We start from the raw sequence: 21,065 nt of genomic DNA on the forward strand, positions 1-21,065 counted from the left end.
TCTCTTTGCTTCTTCAGCAGTCTGGGGTAGATAGAACTACTACCTACCCCGATTGAGTGCTTAGCGAACGATTTGAATCACTCGCTGCTCGACCTGTGTTTGCCCATCCGCGGTCCGTGCTTTCACTCGGACGACATACGGACCCGCAGCAACCAGACCGCCGTTCTTATTGCGACCATCCCAGCGCAGAGTTGTTTCTGCACCAGATTGTGAGCGTCCTGTACCAATCAGATCACCCACAGGTCGTCCATCAAGTGTTTCAACCGCACCTTGGATCTCTGCATCAACATTTGTATTGAAGCGCACAGACCAGCCGGGGGTAGACCGTCCGCCACTTGGAGCGGTACGAATATTACGGATAGCAAGGCTTCCCCCACTTGTTTGAGGATCAAGACTGATCACAAACTTCCTCGTGCTACCTGCTTCCCCAGAGCGATAGGTATATGAGGAGCGCGAGCCCATCACAATCCGCTCTCCCGTCACCGTATCACGCAACGTCAGTCGCGAGTTACGTGGAGCGGAACGAATCCCATCCCAGGAGAGAACAACCGTCGCATTTGGGCGATCTGTGGCAACGTCAGCAGTCCACTCTTGATGGTTGATCGCGCTACCACTAAGTGCGCGCATATCAAATGCAAGAGCGCGGCTCTTACCATCAGAACTTGCACTATTAAAGCGCACATAGGCATGTCCTGCACCCGCAGGCGGCTTCAAGATATCATTCTTGTCCTCTGCATCTGTGGCACTCCGTAGCTGGCCAAAGTAGTTTTGACCATCCACATCCCCTGCCACGTTTGCAATCAGACGAGCCTTCCAACCATCAGCACTAGATCCTGCCGATTGCTGTCGCGATGAGGCACTAGGCACCGGCGGAACCAAGAGCGTACAGTCACGGAAGACACGCACCCAGTATCCATTGAAGGGCTCAAGCTGCCCCGAAGGAGCAATGGCATAGACATAGTCTCCATTTGCATAACCGATCAGAGCGGGTGATAAGTACCCTGCCCTCACCGCCTCAGCCATCGAGTAGCTAGACCCGTCCACCACCACAGTCACAACGCTCCAGTCAACAGGATAGGTAAAGGGAGCACCTATCATGTTCCAGCCTCCACCCGTCGCGTAGACATTGATCCCGATAGCATTCTCAGCAATCGGACTGACTCCTGGAATCTGGGAAGGGTAAGGCAGTAAGTTAGTACTCACGGTTGTTGCCCGATCGAGATCAAGCCAGTATCCGAAACCAATCGGAGCCACGGAGCTACTTAACAACGTCGTATCATAAGAAATGATTCGGCTATTGAGCTGATCCTGGATATCAAACCGAGAAGCGCTTCGTAGGTTGAAGGGATCTACCGTGTTCCGGAAACGAGCGTAGTCATCATCACTTGGTGTACGCAACGGATTATAGCGAGCCAGGCTAAAGACAGTGGTCTTACCAAGCAAGGCCGCCTCAGGTGTCAAGTTAGGATCTGTTGTGGGTCGGATAAACGTCCCTGCTTTGAAAGGCACAGAGAACATACTTCGACCAGCAGACAACCGTTTTTCGACAATCGTCAGGAACTGTGAGGTTTCCAGTGTGGAGGCAATCCCTGATGCATTACGAAGATTAACCTTAGAGACAATTTTATACTGCCCTGGTGAGAGGTTGATGGGCGTGTAAGTGCCATCAGTATTGCGTGCAGGCACGGTTATGTCAGAGTACTTAGTGGTTTTCGGAGCATTGGCAGGCAAGGTAGGAATTTCAAAGCGTCCTGGTTGACCAGAGACATTACGTCCTCCTATAAATGTCTTAACAATGCTCGGAGTTCGACCTACAGTCTGAATCTCTACCGTGATGTCTTGTTCAAGAGACCACAAACCAATGATGCCACTAGGCGGCGCGCTGGCATAGATCCGTCCAACATTTTGCAGGCTGATCATGATTGGAGTGGCATTAAAGTAAGAAACACCTCGATCCCCACTCGTAGGAGTACCAGAATTAATTCCTGAGGTTATCCCAGCGGTGTCTATGCTTAAAAAAGGAGGAGGATCACTATACGGCAGAAGGGCCGAATATGCATCCAAAACTCCTGGACCATATTTCGGAATGCTGGGCGAATCCCCGGGTGGTTGTGCTCCGTCGGCAAGAGCCTGATATACCCTTGATGAGGGCACTCCAGCAGCGATCAGCAGCGCAGCCACACCAGCAACGTGTGGACAGGCCATTGAGGTACCATTTGCAGGAGAATATCCGCTTGTTCCCGGAAAGTCTATTGATCCCGCGAGCGGACTCGTGGACCAAACAGCTCCTAATCCTGCAGCGGAGAAATCATCCCCGCCAGGTGCCGCAATCTTTTGCGGGTTCCCTCCATAGTTAGAGAAGCTCGACTTGATTTTGGTTGGACCAACAGAAGTCACCTTGATGACAGATGGGATATCCGCAGGCCAAGCCTTTGTGTTTGGGTTATCATTATCTAGATTACTGTTTCCCGCAGCAACGACAACCACAACTCCCGCAGCAACAGCAGCATTACAAGCATCAACCTCAACTTGGGCAGTGGAAGGGCCTTCCGAACCAAGGCTCATGTTGATAACACGTGCTCCTTGAGTTACCGAATAGCCTATAGCAGAAGCAACAGTCGAAGAAGAAGTACCTCCGGTATCAAAGACCTTCGCATTGATGAACTTGACATTGAGTCCATCGCGATTCCAACCAGCAATACCGGTCACACCAAGTCCATTATTTGTTGTCGCACCAACAGTTCCTGCAACGTGCGTACCATGTCCAATAGAATCTGTACCCGGTGCATTCGCACCGGAAAAATCTTGTGCCGCCACGATACGAGAAGCACCAGATGCGTCTTTAAAATCAGGGTGCTGCGGATCGATGCCAGAGTCTATAATGGAAACGAGGATAGGAGTACTCGGCCCAACTTGGATGTTCCATGCTTCGGGCATCCGAATCATATTAAAGTGCCACTGGCGGCTGTACAGAGGGTCGTTAGGTACAAGCTGTGCACCAGGTGCTGCTTGTGCACGCGTAGTGACCGTCTTACCGTTTTTGCCTTTCTGCGCTGGCACTCTCCCTGTCGGATACCGCATCCAGTTCGGACTAGCTAAAATCCCTCGATTAGACAGGGCTTCCACTGACGCAAGGACACCTGCTTTAGGTTCTTCAGGCGGAGCAAGATAATTGCTCCCCTTAAGACCAAAACGATAGTACCCAGGACAATAGGCAACGGGTTCGATAACCTCACACCCTACACTTGATGCGAGCACATCTGGGTTTAGATTTCCAGGAACCCGAACCACGATCTCTCCAGATTTTGCCAATTGGCTTGCCGCATGCGCAACAGAGCCTGACACGCTCAAGAGCGCTCCAGCTGCTAGAAGGCCGCTTAAAATGGCTCGAAGTTTTATTTGCCTCATAGTTGTTCTCAGGAGTCACGAAGAAGTCAAATTAGACCACAACCGGAACCCCAATACCAATTTTGTTGGTCTTTCTTTGGGGGCACAGTAACTCTGTGCCCCATTTTCTGATAACGTTACTAGGGTGCTGCGGGTGGCACACTAATCTTCGCAAAGGAATTTAGATCCTGTGAGTAGATATAGTCATCCCCATTAACCGTGTTTGTCCCCATAGGTCCTGGTGTATCCAGTGAGTTACGAGCTCCAACACGGTAGTAGACTCGGCTACCAGCCTTCAGGTCTTTGAAATCCGTACTGAGATCATAGGACTCTGTCCGGCTGTCGGAAGCAAGGCTGAAGTTCGCAAAGAAAGGCCCTTTTTGAACCTTCTTCTTGAAATCTGGAGTTGCTGAGAACTCAACAGCATACTGATTTGCTCCCTGCGTTGTCCGGAAGGAAACCTGCACACGCTGCATGTTCTGATCGGAGACAGGCCCCGTTACGGCAGGACGCGAGAGGGGAGTTACAGCGCCGCTCTGTGCTTCAAGGGCAGACTCACGGTAGACAATACCATTGTTGTTGTTTGTACCACCGTTGTTACCACCACCGTTGTTACCACCACCGCCGATGCCACCACCGCCGATGCCACCACCGCCGATGCCACCACCTGCACCGTTGGTATTCTGATTTAAGTTAGGAGCTTGGACAGCAGTGTAGAGAACGCTTACACGGTAGCGATGGGTCACACCAACAGCCATGGGAGGAACCGTTGAGGTGATTGGCAATAGGCTCGTCCCAAGTGCTAGACCACCATTACCACCACCATTATTATTGTTACCACCATTGTTATTGTTATTACCACCGGTTGTCGTTCCGCCCGTTGTCGTTCCACCCGTCGTTGTGGTCGTGGGCTGGAAAGGATCCTGGCCGTAGTCAACGACATTGTACACTTGCGTACCTTGACGAGTTGGATCGTCAACAAAACGAGTCTGTGTTCGGGTCACAACCCCAACAAGAATATCGTTACGCCAAATATGGTACTCAAGAATATTGTTTTGAGGAATATCCTGAGCAGGCTGCCAGCGCAGCTCAACACGTGCAGCAGAGGGATCAAGGGAAGCAGACACGGAGCCATCGGCATAAGCACGGGCAACGACACCGACAATACCGGCACCGTTATTGCTACTGCGCGAGCTAAACAAGAATCCCGCCAGAAGAACAGCGCCAACCACACCAATCACTGTGCTCAAAGCACTCTTTTGGTTCTTTTGACGTGGCGTGTAGTTCTTAACATCCGTTAAAGCAACCGACTCAATTGTGCCATCCTTGGTAACATTAACACCAGGAAGCTTTACAATAGCACGTGCATGGTCTTCAGGCTTAATGCCCTTATTTGCTTCAACCACACTACCAACAGAGGTTGTGGCTTGAACGGAGCTAATGCGAATTTTTCCCACTTGCTCTCGTCCACGGGTCACAATCATCTCAAGGTTCTTTGAGATCCCATCCCGGCTACCTCGGTTTAGATACACTTCACTGTCACTGGTATTAAGAACCGTTGCTTCAGGAAGTGTAAACGAGCTCATCGCCTGCACAATCAAGAAAGCAGCGTTTGAGACTGCTTGCCCAACCTGGGTCTGACGATCAGGATCAAGGCCCGCGGGTGCGGCAGTTGATGTCCCTGTCTGTACGGATCCGTTCACAAACTCGCCGGAAACAATGTCAATCAGACGCACACTCAGTGTTACTCGCACTTGATTGTTCGCGGCTGTCGTATTGACGATATCCCCGGTCATGATATAGTCCACGCCCAGCGCTCGTCCTAACCGGCGAATCGCGATACTGTTAAACGGCGCACTAAGCCCCTGCTTCTGAATCTCCTGGTTCAAGACTGTACGAGGCGTAATTTCATACCGCCCTGTATTCGTCATCTCCAGAGCAACAGCATCTGTTGCACTTCGACCATCAATCTGAGTGGCCCCTACACCTGGCAAGACGCCAAAGTCTAAAGCGGCCACTGAAGGAATTTTAGTGGTCTGCGCTTTCGCCTTCTGCGGCACCGCCAGAATCAGCAAGGGCAGCAAAAGTGTCGTTACTAACGACCAGCTAATGCGCTTCCCAAAGCTCCCAAACACCAAGTTTCTCAACGCGTTTTTCCTCCGTCCATTGTCGTAGCAGTTCTGTCGTCCGACGAGCAGACCTGCCGCTCGATCATGGTTCGCATTGTACCCCGCACGTATTGTCACTGTCTTTCGTCAAAGCCACGGTAGATTCCTCCCTATGAGAGTGAATCTACCGGTGCTTTTGTTTTTTAGCGGACGCTAACGAAGGGCACTGCTTGCCGCACCGTTGCTCCCGTCTCATCACGAGCTGTCAGAACCAGGATATAAGCTCCCGCTGGAAGCGTCGCCCCCTGGCCATCACGCCCGTCCCACACAACGCCAGTCTCACCCACACCCGAAGCTCGGGTCTGTAGCCGACGAACCGTTCGTCCACCGAAGGACTGCACTTCGACCTCAACATCAGCCGCTTGTGTTGCATTGAAGCTCAGACGGTAGCTTGCTCCAAACTGACCTCGGCTCCCTCCCGCAACCTTCACATTGGTGATCGCCAAAGGTCGGGTCTTGGCAGGCATCACTTCGATTCGGAAGCGATGTGGAACCTTACTGACCGCTTGATAACGATAGGCAGAAGCAGATCGGATAGCAACCCGCTTACCTGTCTCCGTATCCACGAGATAGGGATCAATTCCCTTGTCCAGTCGGTTTGAGTTGGGCCAGAAGAGAGTTGCCTCACCTGTCTGACTTGACTCGACCGTGAAGTTCCAAGACTTCATTCCTGGTGTTGCTGAACGGATCACATCCGCAAAGCCTGCTGAGCGTCCCGACTCATTCTCTCCCTCAATCGCCAGGTAGATCCCAGGCACTTGGGCGAGCATTGGCGGCTTTTGGGTGTCGAAGCGAGTATCGAAACCATCCTTCGCTTCGGGCGATACCCCAACCGTGTTGTCGGTATCGGTGTTGTTGCCCTGGCGAACGGCAAGCTGAATTCGATAGTCCAGCGCACTCTTCGTCTCAATCACACGGGAAGCTCCCGCCTCAGCCTGAGCACGTGTCTGAGGCTTGCTACTGACCTTGACTGCGCGAGATGCCGGATACCGAAGGATTAGCTTCAGAGGCTGGTTCGTTAAGTTGCGGAACCAGTATCCGAACCAAGGCTTCATCACGTTTACCTGGAAGTACTGGGAGCCATTATTGGATCCTGAGTATCCGAAGAGTGCTCCTCGTACCTTTCCAAGGCGAACAGCCTCCGTCATGCTCATGACAACCCCACCCTCTTCTTGAATCTGACCATTTGCGTACAGATCCAAATCCGGAGCGGGTGTATTGGGGCTTGTCGGGTTGACAAACGGGTGCCCAATCAAGTTCCAGCCCGGTGCAAGGGTGAGAGTAAACGTATCACCGGGTAGTGTCACGCCCACTTGAGTCACTGAGGAAGGTGCACCAAACCGAACAAAGTAGCCCTTACCAACCTGAACTTGAAGATCAGGTGACAGGTTGTACTCAGAGCCTGTCCAGTCGGCAACATTAAACTGATTGTAGACAGCTCGGTCATTGGCGGTATTGGGTATCCCATCACCATCGTTGTCACCACTCGAAGTCAGGCCGAAGATTCCACGCGTTGTGATCGTCGTGTAGTCATAGCGACCCGGTGTCGAGATGAGCTGAATCCCATCACTGAACACCTTCGCAGGCTGCATACGGAAGTTATAAGCTTTTCGCTCTACGCCTGAGGTAACGATTAACCGAGGCAATGGCGTTGGATCTGATGTCAGCCCAACTTTATCCGCAATCACTTCGTACTCACCTGGCGAAAGGTTTGTCTTAAAGTTATAGCCATAGCCTGTTACATCTGTTGTCAGAGTCGCTGTTGTCACGAGAGTCCTCGCAGGAGTAGGACTTACAACCCCACTCTGTACGATGTAGAAACGAATCGTGACATTTCCTTCTAGAGCACTTCCCGTGACCTTCTGGACGGTACCTGAGACCGATCCATCAGGCAGTGCCGTGAGCCGGAAGACAGGCAGAACCTTAGTTCCCGTTCCTCCTACAACGATATTTGGGAAGGATACCGTGCTGTAACCAAGCGCCGATGCCGTCACCGTATAGGTGCTAGACGGGATCACGTCCAAGCTTCCACTGATCGTGATAAGCGTGTAGTTACCATTCACATCTGTGGTTGCACTGGCAATGGTTGCCCCCGACGACTCATCCACTGCGGTAACGAAAGCTCCCACCAGCGGTGTGTTATCACTCGTCTTGAGTACCTGACCGGTTACTTTCTGTGCCGCTCCTCCAAGCTTGAAGTCCATTTGTGAGGTCTGATCCTCAACAACAATCAAGCGCCAGCGCTCAGGCTGCCCTGTCACAGGCCGGTTTTGGATAAGAGTCCCCGAACCGAGAACAACCGTCGGCTGCGGTTGCTTGCCCACAAGAACAGTCGTTAAATCAGGTTTATAGAGCGGGTTCGCCACCGTCCTCAAAGAGCCATCGGTATTGAACTGAGGCCGTCCTGCACTGTTGAGCTCAGGGCGAGTGGCTGAGTTTACGATGATCTCGTAGCCATCATCCCAAACCAGAAGATCTCGGACAAGATAGGCACCAGGGCGGCGACCATCGGTCCCATCCGAAGAGATCGCAGTCGCGATATTCATGGTGCCATCCGCATTCATGCGGCGCGCCTGAACTTCAACCCCCCCAAGCCCTGTCCGTCCGTCGAGTGCAAACACACCGCCTTCAGGATCCGTTGTGCTCAAGGGATTTGACTTGCGAATATTGGAGAGCTGGCCTGGATTTGCCCGCTTCAGCTTTAAGCTAACACGGGTAGTGTTGCCCGCTTGAACCAGGCTTCCCGTGGCATGCTGGGTATAGAAGCCCTGCTTGTACCCATCAAGAGCATAGGCCGCAGGCCGCAGACCTTGGATAACAAAGTTCCCGGACGCATCCGTGAGAGCCGTACCCGCCGCTGCACCTGCACCTGTTACAGCACGCACAAGTGCATCCGCAACCGGTGAGCCGTTATCATCAATAACTTGCCCTGCCATCATGCCCGTCCGGCTCTCCAGGATGAAGTTGTTCATCACCTGAGCGCGCCGCCCCTGATTTGCAATCATCGTCCGGGTCACGGAGCCGACAGTACGACTGAAGGTGTACCACTCATTACTCATGCTCTCAAAGCCAAAGGCAAGGTAGTAGACAAGCCCTCCATTGGCATTTTGGGTACGGATTGCTCCCACATTACCATTGGTGTAGGTGTACTCCCGAGTTGCCCCTGCTCCAGGTGTTATCGAGTCAATATAACCATTCCAAGTATCACTGACGGGCGACCCATCCCCTCGTCCATTAAGATCAGGGCCAGAGTAAGCGAGGCCAATTTGACGTGGCGGCGAATACACCCAGTTAGTCCCGTCGAAACGTGCATACGCAAGGGCTAAAGGCTGCCAGGAGTCGTTATTGAAGGCAGTGGCGCCTACAGGATTGACAAACAGTGTGGCATTAGCCCCATCATCTGCCTGGAACTGTGCGTTCAGGACACTATTGTAGAAGGCATTATTCTGACCGTTGCCCGCCAGTGCCCAGCCAATGTCCATTCCAGAGACAAGCAGGCCACCACCTGCTTGGACGTACTTAGTAAGTCGCTCTTGCGTCTTTAAGTCCGCAAGCGTCCCCGAGCCAATAAAGATGTTCCCGATGAAAGGAGCAGCCCAGACAATGACGCGCTTGTTGACTTTAACGGAGCGCTCTGCAGTCTCCCCAACAACGACGTCTGCGGGTGCAGGTGCGTTGTAAGGCAAGTAGGAGTCAAGTAGTTCCTGAGGCACCGCTCCACGAGAGAGAGTACGCCAGATTGTGTAGCTCCCTGTATTGGGCAGTGCATAGGTCTCCCCATTCGTCTCGGGAACCCGTGTAAAGGAGATAAGCCGATCTACATAAGACCCAACTCCAAGGGGATGCATGATCCCTGGATTGACAGCAACGCCTCCTTGGTAACGGAGTGCTCCGCCAACAGTAGAACCAATTCCTCCTACATTGGGACCAACCGAACTCCAGAAACGGGGATCTGTTGCTCCCGGCGCAGGAGGTGCTTGCCCCCCTGACCAGAAGCTCATGTCAATGTTCCGCTCCGAAGGGTAGCGGGTCATGTCAGAGTCTGTGTAGTACGACTCAGCTCCAAATCCGAGTGGCTGATCGTTTTGCGGTGCGCGACGTCCTCGTGAGCTAAAGAACTTCTGCCCAAGGGTGTAGTCTGAGACAAAGAGAACATCGTAGTCCGCAGGATTCAGCGGAAGTGCGGAAGAGAACCCCCAGACATTATCGTAGATGATCCAGTTGGAGCGACCGGCTGTCGTACTGTAGGGGTTGGTTGCGTTATCGTAGGCGATAACATCAATGTACCAGTCAGAGGCCTCTGTTGGGATCCGCCACTTTGCCCCGTAAAGTACACCGCCACGACCATCAGCAGGCCGAATTGCCGCTCCTGTGCCCGGATCGGTTAGAGGCTGAAGACGCAGCCAAACATTGGGCCGCCCACCGAGGCCATCCAAGGGGGGCCTTGAGCTCCCCGAAAACACAGTAGCATCATCAAGACCAGCCTCATAAAGGCTGCCAGGGTTTCGGTTATTAAACCGGTGATTGACATACTGGCTACCATCAAGAGTAATTGCCTGTGCTTCGTACTCAGCCCCAACACGCTCAGGGCCATCCGTACCTCGCCAAGAGGGCTGATCCGTTGTGGACAACCAAGCGCTATGTGTTGCAGCATACTCTTTATGCTCAACACCAACCCCACCATTTTGGGTCGCAGATTGGTACTTGGAGTTAGGGTTCTTGAACTGAAGCCAGACGGACTGAATCCCCGACTCACGATCCTCCATACGAACCGTGAAGAAGTACTCTTGCCCTGGGAAAACGCCGCTCTCACGGGTTCGGGAAGAGACATTGGGATCAAAGTCGGGCAGAGCCCCGCCACGCACAGGGTTAATGTGAATGATCTCGCCGGTGCTGGTGCTGGTATCGTAGCGCACGAGGGTAGGTGCCGCAACATCCACAACCGTCGCTAAACAAATATCGTTGTAGTTCGACGGCGTCGGAGCGTTAGGACTTCGGAATCCATTTCCAAAGTTATTGACACTGAGATCCCCAACGCGATTCGACTGGAATGCCACTCGGTTCACGTTGATAAAGGGCGACCAAGTCGGATAGGTGTCATCAAAGAGATAGGCCGGGTCTACGGAGTCTATCTGTTTTGCCGACTGCAACCCGGAGGTAGGCGTCCCTTCAACCAGCAAGCTAGGCACACCCGTCGCCGTAGCGGTTGCACGAACCGTATAGATATCGTGCGTGGTGCCTCCCGCCGTAAATGCCGTCGGGGCTCCGACGAGATCAGGCTGTCGGGTCGAGGCAAACGCAATATAGTACTGTGTGCCTGCCTGATTGGTAAAGGGGTTGGTGCGCAAGCTAGAGAAAGCAGGCTGGACATCATCGGAGTCCGGCGCACCCGTGTAGCGGTTGGTGAACTGAACGGTAGCCCCACTCACGGTGCTCATGACAAAGATATTGCGCTTCCTCGTCGAATTCACCCCCGTGGCAACAGCCGGGTTACCATCTACCGTCTCTGTCCTAGGGATCGAGCCCCCCACATAGATATCACCAGCCACTCTAGGCTGGGCATTGGAGTCAAAAGCTATAAAGCGCCCATCGGGAGAGACCGCAGGATTGCGCTCGTCTGCGGCTCCATTGGTGAGCTGGGTTACCAGTCGCCCCACAGTATTGATCGTGTAGAGGTGATAGACCGTATCTCCCTCAAGAAGAGCAGAGAAAACAAGATCCGTGGGCCCCAACCATGCTGCACGCTCAACGTTGACAAATCTCTTCCCGCGAAAGCGGGTGAGATCGCCTGTTAGGTTCAATAGATTACTAGGGCCACCCGGCACAGAATCAATCGTTGCTCCAGGAGCAGGTGTCGTGGCAACGTAAAGGTGCCAGACTTTCGCAACATCATTGATCGCTCGGTTGTCTACAGACTTAATGAAGGCGAGCTGTCCCCCCGACCGGCTAGGCACAGGCCACTTGTGATCTGCCAGTGGCTCGCGTGTCATAGCAACAGGAGTACCTGCGCCCGTCTGTGACGGGTTGTTTGCAACACTTGCCGAGAGACGGAAGAGCTGGTACGTGCTACTGGTTACAGTTCCTGTCCTAGTGACAGGGTTACCCGCGTAGTAGAGAACCTGCTCGTCATCTGTCCAGTAGGGGTTGATCTCGTCCTCAGTCTCTCGAAAAGTAGCATCCACTACTTTCTCGATGACATTGGCACCATTGGGACCACCAATCTGGACACGTGTCGGATTCTTCTGACCAGCTTTGGCCTGGGTAGCAGATGTCGCGTCCCACTGACGCACAGGAATACTGGGCGCAAGGAACCGATTATCGCCAACGCCAGGAAGCGCCCTTAAAGGAATCTTGAGATTCCCAAGAGCACCCGGCGTTTGCCGGTCCCTGCGTTGCGCGTTTGCTACTGTCGTAATCCCGACCAGCGCGGTCATAAAGACAGCAAGCGCGGCATATCGCCGTGATTTAGGCACGAACTTCAAAGTGGGGTCAACCTCCTCGATCAGCCCGCCCCGTAGCTCTTTGAGCTACGGTAGACAGCATCCGGGCAAGCACAGACAACAGCATGACCATTGCCATGTCCAGCAAGTCAGATTTTTTCAAAGATGCGAGTTTACCCGGACTCACACCCTCTACAACACTACGAGCGATCTGTACACCCGGTATCTTCCTTGGATGGTTAAAATCCTCAGAATTGTTCCCGCGAGTATACCGATCACCAAAAGACACGGGCGGATTATAACATAGCGTAGGAAACCAAAGCAAGTCCAACAGTGCCACGTCCACCTTCCGTCCCTTTCCAGGTTCCCTAGGCATTCGACACAGACGGAGGGTTCTCCTCCTCCTGCCACTCTTCCCAGGTTTTTCTTTTTTCCTGGCGATACTGATTCCAGACATCCGCCGCCGCTTCGGGATAGGCACTCACCGCCCCAATGGGACAGGGAAGCCAGCTGGTCTGCCCAAAGAGCCGACAGATCGTCGGACGTGCCGGGTAGATAGAGCAGCGCCCATTGGCACTGTCTCGGAAGCGGCAGTAGGTAACCCGCGCCTCCAGCTCTTCTGCCCCCGGCCAAGGCAGTGTTTTCTCCTGAGTACGAACTCTCTCAACATCATCGGAAGGCTGCTGAGAAAGATACTCCTTCACGGCTTCCCACTCTTGTTGTGTCACTCCAAAGCCTGCCACGCACCGGCTCCCACACATATCGCAGCCATCACAGACGTCAAGCTGCATCTGCGCTTCCAGAGTGCCGCGCCGTTTTAGAAATAAATCCCAGCTCTGGTGCTCCTGGTCTCCGATTACTTTTAGCGGCTTAGCCACGGCTGCGGTATCCTCCAGTTCAATGAACAGCCCGCATTGTAACACGTCTGTCTGGCAGCCAGATCAAGGCATTACACTCGTTTTAGAGTCCGAGTGGACTTCTTTGGCGCTAGACATGGGCATCCCAGAAGCCGTCATTGAGCGCTCCCGTGAGCGTGACCGCAGGGCACGCCTGGTGCTCTGTGAGACCGCTCTGCTGGTCACCCTACGCGTCTGGAATGGGGTAACAGGAGAGAGTGGTGATGACCTCGAAGATGTCACCCGTGAGTGGGATATCTTCGTCGGAGCCAACCTCGTTCTAATCCGCTCCGACACGAAGCTGCCTTCTCTCCCCGCAGGCACACACACGCCTAGTCAAGTCCTCTATGCCCTACTCGACGAGAGTATTGATGGTTGCTACCCTGCCATGGACGCCATGGATGCGGAGATTGATGCCCTAGAGATAGCCGTTTACTCACCCGAGACTCTGGCTGAGATTGGCCCGGCGCTGATTCTCAAAAAGAAGCTGTTGCTTCTTCGCCAGACGGTGACTCCCCTACGTGATGTGCTAAACCAGCTCCTGCGTCTCCAACATGCCGCATTGGATCCGTTGTTGATGCCTTATCTTCAGGATATTTTTGATCGCTCGCTACGCCTCACGGAGCAGATTGATCTTCATCGCGAAATTCTCTCGGGGGTGCTAGAGGCCATCATGGCACAGACTAGCAACCGCTTGAACCAGCAGATGAAGCGCTTAACGGCGATTGCCGCAATCGCCCTGCCCATTACGGCAATCACAGGATTTTTCGGGATGAATATCGGGCACCTAGAGCAAGCTCCCTCGTGGAGCCTCTGGGTCGCCGTTGGATTTATGGCAACTGCCAGTAGCCTCGTGTTTGTCTACTTCCGACGTCGCGACTACTGGTAGCGGCTAGCGCTTCTTAGTGACCGCGCTCGATGTAGGCATAGACACGACGGTAGATCGTGGTGAGTAGGTGCGCAATCGCCGCCTCACTGTCACCGCCCCAGTCCATGCGGACGTACTCGCGGAAGGGATGCTCCGTCTCGCCGATTCTATAGGTGGCCAGCTCTTTAGGAAGAACCATCGGTTTTCCTGTGGCTTCTTGCAGGGCACTCACCTGTGCCTCAAACCAGTGGGCGCGCGTGAGCGCATGATCATCGTAGGAAACGGAGACAATCCAGTCTTCATTCCCACGGATCGTTGTATAGCGTTTTCGAACCCTTGCCATCGCCGCCGATTGTAGCATGTTCCAGGGGCCTTATGCAACTAGTGCTTGACGCAAAGGGATGAGACCCTTATAATGGCTCCAATGCAAAACCTCGTACGAATGGCGGCTCTCACCACACTTCTGGTATCCGCTCTGAGCACACCTGCTCTCGCACAGCTCTCTCCCTCGGCCGGCTCGGCTATGGAGACGATCCCTCTGCGAATTAAGCTAGGGGTCTGGCGCCCCAGCGGTCAGGCAACTCGGAATCTTTCAGGCTCGCAGGTACCAGGCGGTCTGATAGATCTGAGTGGCTCGAAAGCGGAGGACTCACGAACCCTCACGGTGGGCTACTTTCAGGGAAGCTCCGCCGGAAAATCGTTCCGAATTGCACCGCTACTGATCACTAAGACTAGTGCGGGGTCGTCTGGTTCGAGCGGTACATCGGGTTTCTTCACTTCGCAAGGAGTGGGAGCCTATTTTATTGATGCAGCAGGCTCTGGTTTTAAGGCACGCTACGGCGGCTACATGGGAGCAGGTCTGCGGCTCAGCGGTGGGCTTTTTGTAGAGGCCCAGTATCACTATGTCAGCGGCAGCGTCAATGGCGCGTCGCCTAATGGAATCGCCCTATTTTTCGGTCGGCGAAACTAAAATAAATTTAAATGAACGAACCAAACTGGTTTGGGAGGCTTGTGTTGAAGAACCTTCTCCAAGTGGCGACGGTCTGCGGTCTGTCGCTGTTGACGCTCAGTGGGAGCGCTCATGCGCAAACACGCAATCGCTATGATGTTAACTCGTCGTCTATCAAGCTCGGGTTTTTCACCCCTGGTAGTGGTGTTGGGCGCCAAGCGGGAGGATCACAGATCCTCAACTTTGAGGCTGAAACGGTCGTTCAGTATATCCCTGAGCGCAATGAAAACAGTGTCTTTAGTGTTGGCTACATCGAGCGAGACAACTTCCGGATCATCCCGGTGATGCTTAGCCAGATCACTCATGACAACAAGCGCACGTCTGGCTACGACTACTACTACGGCTATGGCTTAGGTGTTTTCTCCACGCGCCTTAACTCGGGCGGAGTGACAACCACCTCAGGCTCAACGAAGAATCTGATTGGAGCCCAAGCTGTCATGGGCCTCAACCTTACCGAATCTACCTTCTTAGAGTTCAAGTACCTCTATCCTGCCAAGTACGACAATCAGTTTGTCGGTGGCCTGCAAGTCATGTTTGGCATGCGCATGTAGAGCCGCACACTCCGCGAGCTCTAGCCCTCTGCCTCCGCCTCACAAGACGGAGGCGGAGGGCTTTGTCTTTTTTGCAGGGCGTTGGGAAGAAGCAGTGTGGCCGCTGCCAGCACGCCCGAGTCATTGAGTGCCAGAGCCGCGCCTCCCGCAATCAGCACTCCCCAGCACTGCCGCCGCACCAGTAAGACCCCACTTGTTAACAACAACAGGCTCCAGGGACTACTCACCAGCAGGTGGCCGTTCATCGCCAGCTTACGTCCGATCAGTGTCAGAGCCCCACTACGCTCGCCCGAGGCAGCCCGCCCCAGATGCGTCTGTGCACTGACTCCTCGGCTGGCATCCCAGCGTGCCAGCCCCAAAAATAAAATTCCCATTCCGAGGAGCGCCACAAAAGCCGCCCAGAGCCACTTTGTTTTGGGAAGCTTCAGGACATCACGTGCCCCAAGTCCTACCAGAGCTGCCAAAAAACACCCATTGTTGGCCCCGAGGCTTGGGGCTCCAATCGCAATCGCCACTGCCAGAAGCGCGGGAATATCAAAGCCCGCCACCAGAGCACAACCGATCAGCAAGCCCGCGCCTTCGTTGCCAATCCCATAGAAGCGCGCCGCCTCAGTAAGGGAGTACGAGAAGGTGTTGTACTCCAGTGTTGGTTCCCCCAGAGTCACCCCCACCCAGAGCGTTAGTGCAATCACGAGAGCAATGTGCCTCACCAAGAGCTTCCACGTCGCCAGCCCCACAACGACGAGAAAAATTACAACGAGCGCCACAAACCCAAGTGCGTTTAGGGGGTACAGCGCTCCCAGTAAAGGCGTGAGGAGCATCGCAAGCGGCACGGAGAGTATCAGCCTGCCTAAGCGCTCCTTTTTTTTCCACACAGTGAGAAGAAGCAAAGGCGTCAGGAGCCAAGGAATCACCACCAGCCCTACCGCCCCACGCTGCTTCCAGAGCTCTCTTTGCCTCTCTAAATTCTCAAATTTCCCTGGGATCAGAACCGCAGGACGTCCGGCTCCAAAGGGTCTTCCCAGTGCGGTAGCCGCAATATCGGTGGCGGCGATCAGACCAGGACGGAAACGCACCGAGGGCGAGGTTAGAGTCCCCTCGGGGACATCCTGGCCAATCAGCACCGCTTCACGGAACTTCCCCCCATCTCCTATAACCGGCCCATGATCCCCTTCGGTCATCACCCCAACCACGAGAAGCCGCTCCCCGGCAGGTAGAGCCGCAATACGATCTTCGAGCTGAGGGCCAGAGGTGCTGATGTAGAGGCGCTCCAAGGGGATTCGGGGAGCATCCGAGGGAAGCGGGCTGCGGCTCCCGGTTGCGAGCACATCAAGTAGCTCCCATTTCTCTCCTTTACGACCGGCTCGTGTTGGGTAGAGTGCCACAGCTCCCTTCTGCGTTTTGGGAAACTGCTTAAGATGGAAGTTTCCCACATAGACAACCGATGTCTTTGCCGGTGGGAGTGAGGTCACTTTTGGGGGCTGGGAGCGGGTGTAGCCAAAAATCAGGGTTGTCACAAGCATCAGCCAGCCGAGAATTTTCTTCATCGGATCAGCCTCGCGTACACTTTTCGTGTCTCTGCACGCATGGTCTCTTCCGTAAAGTGCTCGGCAACCCGCTGTTTTGCATAGCTCCCCATCGCTTCGCCGCGAGCGGGATCCTCGAGCAGAAGCTGGATGCCGACACGAAGGGCGGCGGGATTGTCATGGGGAACTGTCAGCCCAATCGAGGCATCCGGAAGTAGCTCCGGGACTCCTCCAACCGCTGAGGCGACAATGGGCTTGCCTGCTGCCATCGCTTCCAAAATCGCCAAACCGAGTCCTTCAGAGTGCGAGGGCTGACAGTAAATATCAGCAGCCGCTAAGAGCATCGGTATATCGTGGCGCTCCCCCAAAAGCGTTGCGCCACTCAGATTTTCCCGTTCCGGGCCATCACCTGCAATAAAAAGTGCCGCCTCTAGTCCCTGAACCGCTTCGACGAGCACATCCAGACCTTTTTCTTTTGAGAGCCGCGCCACCGAGAGAATTATTTTTTTTTCTTGGGGCCAGCCGAGGAGCGCACGGGCTTCAGATTTTGTCGGCAAGCTCGAAAATTTCTCGATAGCAATGCCGTTGTAGATCACCTGGCAGGCTACAGGTGCGGTGCGAGCCACGGCGTCGGAGACTGCGATGACGGCATTGGCTTGCCTCAAAAGTGCCAAGGCGGGCGTTTTTGGCGCGAGGTTGTGGAGCGTGAGAACCAGCGGCAGCCGGGCGACTTTTGCGGCCAAAAGATAGAGAGGCAGGCGCTTGAGGCCGTGGCCATGAAGAACCTGAGCCCCCACAGAGCGTGCCCAGCGCCCCGCCGACCAGCCCCCTAGAATCTGTGCTTTCAGGCTATCGCTCTCGGGCAAAGGGAAATCTCCCGCAAGCGCAGCTAGCTCACGGGGCGGGGCGGCCAGACAAGTCTCCGTCTCAGGATCACCCCGTAGCGAGCGAACCTGCTGGAGCATTCCTCCCTGTGCAGGCCGCAAGAGATGTGCAACACGGATCAATCCTCGACCTCGGCAGCATCGAGGTCTTCGGCGACAATGCCCTGGTAAAGCTGGCGCATCACGGGCCGAATCGCGTCCCAGCCAAAGCCCCGCCTTTGCAGAAACGACGAAAGCTTGGCCTGCGCTTCCCGGCTCCGGTCTTTAGGCGGGTCGCCAACACGCTTGATCGCAACCGTCAGGCAGGCGGTCTTCTCATCGTCATCTGTACGGCTCTCTAAAGCCTCTGCTGCATCTAGCCCCTTACGATTTAGCTCCTGGCGCAAGAGATACTTTCCCCGCGTCTTCCCCCGTGAGGCCACCCAGCGCTCGGCCAGCGCGGCATCATCGAGATAGCCCCAGCTACGCACTCTCTCCAGGGCGGCGAGAATGATCTCCTCCTCCACCCCTTTTTTGGTGAGCCTATCGCCCAGCTCTTTTTCACTGCGGGCCTGCTGGCCTAGGAGCCAGACACAGTAGTTGGCGGCCTCAGATTCGGTCATGCGCCTATTTTACTGCCTCACTCGTCTTACTGCCTCGCGAGCCAGTCGTCCCGGAGAACTTCGCCAAGCCAGGCATCGTGCCACTGACCAAAGCGCCAGAGATCATGCCGAGCAATACCGACCGTTTGGTACCGGCCTAGATAGCGAGTCACTTCAGCATCGGCGAGCCAGGTGCAAAAGAGCGGAGCCATCTCCACGGTGATCGGCACTAAACGGACGCGCTCACCTTCGATCATCGGACCAAACATAGACATTCCTCTTTCGTTCAGACAGGGTTAACGGCTCTATCGAACAAGGCTCAATGTCTGCTAAATGTGATGAAGCATCGTGATCAAATCGCCGGAGCCGACAGAGATCTCAATGCTCTCGTCGGTGACTTCATTGAGCGTGCCATCACGCAGGCCGGGAGCGAGCCAGTCGTTGGCGAGGGGCCAGCGAAGACCTTTGGTGGTGATTCCTTCCACACGGCCAAAGGCAAGCAGGGAGAGGAGTCGCCCCACGAGATCCCTTCCCGACCTCTGCCACTCGCCCACGACAAGCTCATACATCGCGGTCTCGTCCACAAGCTGTAGTGGGAGGCTCCGTCCGTGCTTGATCAGTGCGGAAAACACCGAGTAGCTGTGATCCAGCCGCCCACCTGTGGCCCCAAATACCGTAATTTGGGTTGCGCCTTGCTCGCGTACCCAGCTTAGCGCCTTATCCAGATCTGTGTAGTCCTGATCTGGTGTGGGAACAAGTTTTGCTCCCGCTCTGACCAGCGCCGCTCTCTCGTCGTCACGGAGCGAGTCGCCGTCACCGGTGATAATTTGTGGGATCAGGCCGTAGCGCTGTAGCGTCCGTGCGCCACCATCTACGCCCACCAGAATACTTGCCGACTCCACCGCATCCCGGAGAAGCCCCTCAGCTTCCCCAGAAAACGGCGCATTGGCACAGAGAACCGCATGCATCTCTAGTAGTTTACCGTCGCTGTAGGATCTTTGAAGAGCGAGCGCAGCTGGCCTGCACCCGCAAGAAACTTCGCATGACCATCGGCGAAGATCGCGCGTCCCCCTTGTGTGTGCCAGGCTTGATAGAACCCTAAATAGCCCCAGTAGTTCGTGGTATCCACGGTGGGGTTAAACCAGGCAAACATCTCATCGCGCATCAGCACACTCTCCGCAGGTCGCTCGAACATCGGGTCACTCACAATTGCGGTAGCACGTGTTGTGGGAGCGTTGTTTGAAATCGAGAAGCCATTGACCACAGAGAAGCAGCGCCTCTCAAAATAATACGATGAGCCATAGGCCGCAAAGTAAGAGTTAGTCCCGGGAACATCGGTGCGCTGGAAAGGCCCCCCCACATCATTGGGACACTTGAAGATCTGGAGGTTTTTCAGATAGGGCTGAAGGTCTCCCTCTATGCCATAGTGAATAGCCGCTGTTTTCTTGGAATAGGCATGCCAGATAGGGAAAGTCTCGTCGTAGTCTTGGACATACATTCGAACCCCCATACCAATCTGCCGCGCATTGGAGAGGCAGCTTGCCTGACGGGCCTTCTCACGAGCCTGGGCAAAGACAGGGAAAAGTATCGCCGCGAGTATAGCAATAATCGCGATGACGACGAGGAGTTCAATTAGGGTAAAGGCGTTGCGTTTCATCATTTTACTCCCCAGCGTCGGGAGAGGCGAAACGCGGCACCGCCCAAAGCAAACGGACAGCAGCCAGGTTCCCGCTTCCCTACGCCGGTGCTAACCGGATCAGGTTCTTGGGGTCGGCTCATAAGCCCTCTCAGCCTGACAATAGCAGGCTCCCCCAGCAGGTTTGCACTGCCACTCTACCGCACCGGTGGTACAATCGCCAAGAATATGGATGATGCAGAAAAAGCGGCGCTACGCGCCAAGTACGAAAAGCCCCCTCTTTCTTTCTCCATACCTCTGCCTCCTTGGCTCTCCTCACCCCAGCTTGGCGTCTGGGTAGTTTGTCTGATGCTCTTGGTCGGCTATCTCTTCTCTCTCAAGATGCCCCTCCAGCGCAGCGATGATTTCTATAAAGTGATCGGTGGCTGGAGCTTAGCGATGGGGAAAGGCTATTGTGATATCTCCCGCCCCGATGCCCCCTTTCTCACCAAGTACCCACCGCTGGGATCGCTGGTCATGGCTCCCTTTATGAGCCTTGTCGGAGATTTCTTGCGTCCCCTCCGGCTCCTTTCGATGTTCAGCTATATCGCGAGTATCCCCCTGATCTACCGTCTTCTGATCACACGCACAAACCATCATCGAGCATTGTTGATCCTTGTTTTAGCAGGTCTCAATCCTCTCACACTACGTATACTAAACTTCGAAGGCAATGGCGGAATCATGATACTCCTTGTGGTTGCTGCCATCACTATCCTAGAAAGAGTCCGTGATACTTCGCCTAATAACGCAACAGGGATATGGCTTGGCATTTTGCTAGCGACTTTCTTTTACGCACATCGCACAGGGATTGTCTTTGGGGCAGGGAGCATTCTGTATTTGTTCTTTGTATTGCGTCAGCGACGGCTCGCCATCATCACGGCTCTTCTCTTTGGCACGCTAGCCTTTCCTTGGCTCTTGCGTAGCTACGTTGTCAGTGGACACTGGATCAGCCCGGAGTACGAAGCAGAGATTGTAGGACGCTCCACAGAAGGTGCAGCCACACAAACACCTGGATTAACATCACTACTCCAACACATGCTCTCTGAGGCAAGCCAGTTCCCCACTCAGGTGGGCTACACT

15 protein-coding genes and 1 riboswitch are annotated in these 21,065 nt (G+C 54.5%); of the genes, 4 read left to right on the forward strand and 11 right to left on the reverse strand.

Annotation, left to right across the window (positions count from 1 at the left end):
* Positions 1-60 precede the first annotated feature (60 nt).
* The 4 genes from AC1XOS_RS02160 to AC1XOS_RS02175 form a co-directional block, all read right to left on the reverse strand.
* On the reverse strand, positions 61-3,312 hold the full coding sequence (locus AC1XOS_RS02160; RefSeq protein WP_481960573.1) for a S8 family serine peptidase: 3,252 nt from the start codon (positions 3,310-3,312) through the stop codon (positions 61-63).
* Positions 3,313-3,527: 215 nt separating this feature from the next.
* Positions 3,528-5,462 carry a hypothetical protein gene (locus AC1XOS_RS02165; RefSeq protein ID WP_481960574.1) on the reverse strand — a complete coding sequence of 645 codons (1,935 nt, stop codon included), beginning with the start codon at positions 5,460-5,462 and terminating at the stop codon, positions 3,528-3,530.
* Between the two features lie 236 nt (positions 5,463-5,698).
* A complete protein-coding gene (locus AC1XOS_RS02170) occupies positions 5,699-12,028 on the reverse strand; it encodes a carboxypeptidase regulatory-like domain-containing protein (RefSeq protein ID WP_481960587.1) in 6,330 nt (2,109 codons plus the stop codon).
* A 335-nt stretch (positions 12,029-12,363) separates the two neighbouring features.
* Positions 12,364-12,873, reverse strand: coding sequence for a YkgJ family cysteine cluster protein (locus tag AC1XOS_RS02175; protein ID WP_481960575.1), 510 nt, complete (start codon positions 12,871-12,873; stop codon positions 12,364-12,366).
* A gap of 22 nt (positions 12,874-12,895) precedes the next feature.
* Here AC1XOS_RS02175 and AC1XOS_RS02180 point away from each other — a divergent pair, with 22 nt between their 5' ends.
* A complete protein-coding gene (locus AC1XOS_RS02180) occupies positions 12,896-13,780 on the forward strand; it encodes a magnesium transporter CorA family protein (protein WP_481960576.1) in 885 nt (294 codons plus the stop codon).
* Between the two features lie 13 nt (positions 13,781-13,793).
* Here AC1XOS_RS02180 and AC1XOS_RS02185 read toward each other — a convergent pair whose 3' ends face one another.
* Positions 13,794-14,102 carry a hypothetical protein gene (locus tag AC1XOS_RS02185; RefSeq protein ID WP_481960577.1) on the reverse strand — a complete coding sequence of 103 codons (309 nt, stop codon included), beginning with the start codon at positions 14,100-14,102 and terminating at the stop codon, positions 13,794-13,796.
* A gap of 81 nt (positions 14,103-14,183) precedes the next feature.
* On the opposite strand from AC1XOS_RS02185, the gene AC1XOS_RS02190 reads away from it, so the two are divergent.
* Both AC1XOS_RS02190 and AC1XOS_RS02195 read left to right on the forward strand, forming a co-directional pair.
* Positions 14,184-14,729: a hypothetical protein gene (locus AC1XOS_RS02190; RefSeq protein WP_481960578.1), complete on the forward strand. Its 546-nt coding sequence runs from the start codon at positions 14,184-14,186 to the stop codon at positions 14,727-14,729.
* Positions 14,730-14,740: 11 nt separating this feature from the next.
* The gene (locus tag AC1XOS_RS02195) at positions 14,741-15,319 is read left to right on the forward strand and encodes a hypothetical protein (protein WP_481960579.1); all 579 of its coding nucleotides are present in this window, start codon (positions 14,741-14,743) and stop codon (positions 15,317-15,319) included.
* A 20-nt stretch (positions 15,320-15,339) separates the two neighbouring features.
* On the opposite strand, the gene AC1XOS_RS02200 is transcribed toward AC1XOS_RS02195, so the two are convergent.
* Genes AC1XOS_RS02200 through AC1XOS_RS02225 form a run of 6 tightly spaced genes read right to left on the reverse strand, consistent with a single transcriptional unit; the run spans position 15,340 to position 19,970 of the window.
* A complete protein-coding gene (locus tag AC1XOS_RS02200) occupies positions 15,340-16,866 on the reverse strand; it encodes a hypothetical protein (RefSeq protein WP_481960580.1) in 1,527 nt (508 codons plus the stop codon).
* On the reverse strand, positions 16,863-17,852 hold the full coding sequence (locus tag AC1XOS_RS02205; protein WP_481960581.1) for a glycosyltransferase family 4 protein: 990 nt from the start codon (positions 17,850-17,852) through the stop codon (positions 16,863-16,865). The genes AC1XOS_RS02200 and AC1XOS_RS02205 overlap by 4 nt, the downstream gene beginning before the upstream one ends.
* The gene (locus AC1XOS_RS02210) at positions 17,849-18,331 is read right to left on the reverse strand and encodes a regulatory protein RecX (RefSeq protein WP_481960582.1); all 483 of its coding nucleotides are present in this window, start codon (positions 18,329-18,331) and stop codon (positions 17,849-17,851) included. Before AC1XOS_RS02210 ends, AC1XOS_RS02205 begins: the two co-directional genes overlap by 4 nt.
* Before the next feature lie 26 nt (positions 18,332-18,357).
* Entirely contained in the window at positions 18,358-18,585 is a 228-nt protein-coding gene (locus tag AC1XOS_RS02215) for a hypothetical protein (RefSeq protein WP_481960583.1), read from the reverse strand.
* Positions 18,586-18,639: 54 nt separating this feature from the next.
* The gene (locus AC1XOS_RS02220; RefSeq protein WP_481960584.1) at positions 18,640-19,278 is read right to left on the reverse strand and encodes a thiamine diphosphokinase; all 639 of its coding nucleotides are present in this window, start codon (positions 19,276-19,278) and stop codon (positions 18,640-18,642) included.
* A 2-nt stretch (positions 19,279-19,280) separates the two neighbouring features.
* Positions 19,281-19,970: a type II secretion system protein gene (locus AC1XOS_RS02225; RefSeq protein WP_481960585.1), complete on the reverse strand. Its 690-nt coding sequence runs from the start codon at positions 19,968-19,970 to the stop codon at positions 19,281-19,283.
* A gap of 56 nt (positions 19,971-20,026) precedes the next feature.
* Positions 20,027-20,133: riboswitch (TPP riboswitch) on the reverse strand.
* 41 nt (positions 20,134-20,174) lie between these two features.
* On the opposite strand from AC1XOS_RS02225, the gene AC1XOS_RS02230 reads away from it, so the two are divergent.
* The coding region (locus tag AC1XOS_RS02230) for an ArnT family glycosyltransferase (RefSeq protein WP_481960586.1) at positions 20,175-21,065 on the forward strand (891 nt) is incomplete at its 3' end.

Source organism: Armatimonas sp., from assembly GCF_964826245.1.

Coding starts and splice junctions, on each gene's coding strand:
- AC1XOS_RS02185 (WP_481960577.1), bottom strand. CDS start 14,102: ATGGCAAGGGTTCGAAAACGCTATACAACGATCCGTGGGAATGAAGAC.
- AC1XOS_RS02200 (WP_481960580.1), bottom strand. CDS start 16,866: ATGAAGAAAATTCTCGGCTGGCTGATGCTTGTGACAACCCTGATTTTT.
- AC1XOS_RS02225 (WP_481960585.1), bottom strand. CDS start 19,970: ATGATGAAACGCAACGCCTTTACCCTAATTGAACTCCTCGTCGTCATC.
- AC1XOS_RS02215 (WP_481960583.1), bottom strand. CDS start 18,585: ATGTCTATGTTTGGTCCGATGATCGAAGGTGAGCGCGTCCGTTTAGTG.
- AC1XOS_RS02190 (WP_481960578.1), top strand. CDS start 14,184: ATGCAAAACCTCGTACGAATGGCGGCTCTCACCACACTTCTGGTATCC.
- AC1XOS_RS02195 (WP_481960579.1), top strand. CDS start 14,741: ATGAACGAACCAAACTGGTTTGGGAGGCTTGTGTTGAAGAACCTTCTC.
- AC1XOS_RS02210 (WP_481960582.1), bottom strand. CDS start 18,331: ATGACCGAATCTGAGGCCGCCAACTACTGTGTCTGGCTCCTAGGCCAG.
- AC1XOS_RS02180 (WP_481960576.1), top strand. CDS start 12,896: ATGAACAGCCCGCATTGTAACACGTCTGTCTGGCAGCCAGATCAAGGC.
- AC1XOS_RS02220 (WP_481960584.1), bottom strand. CDS start 19,278: ATGCATGCGGTTCTCTGTGCCAATGCGCCGTTTTCTGGGGAAGCTGAG.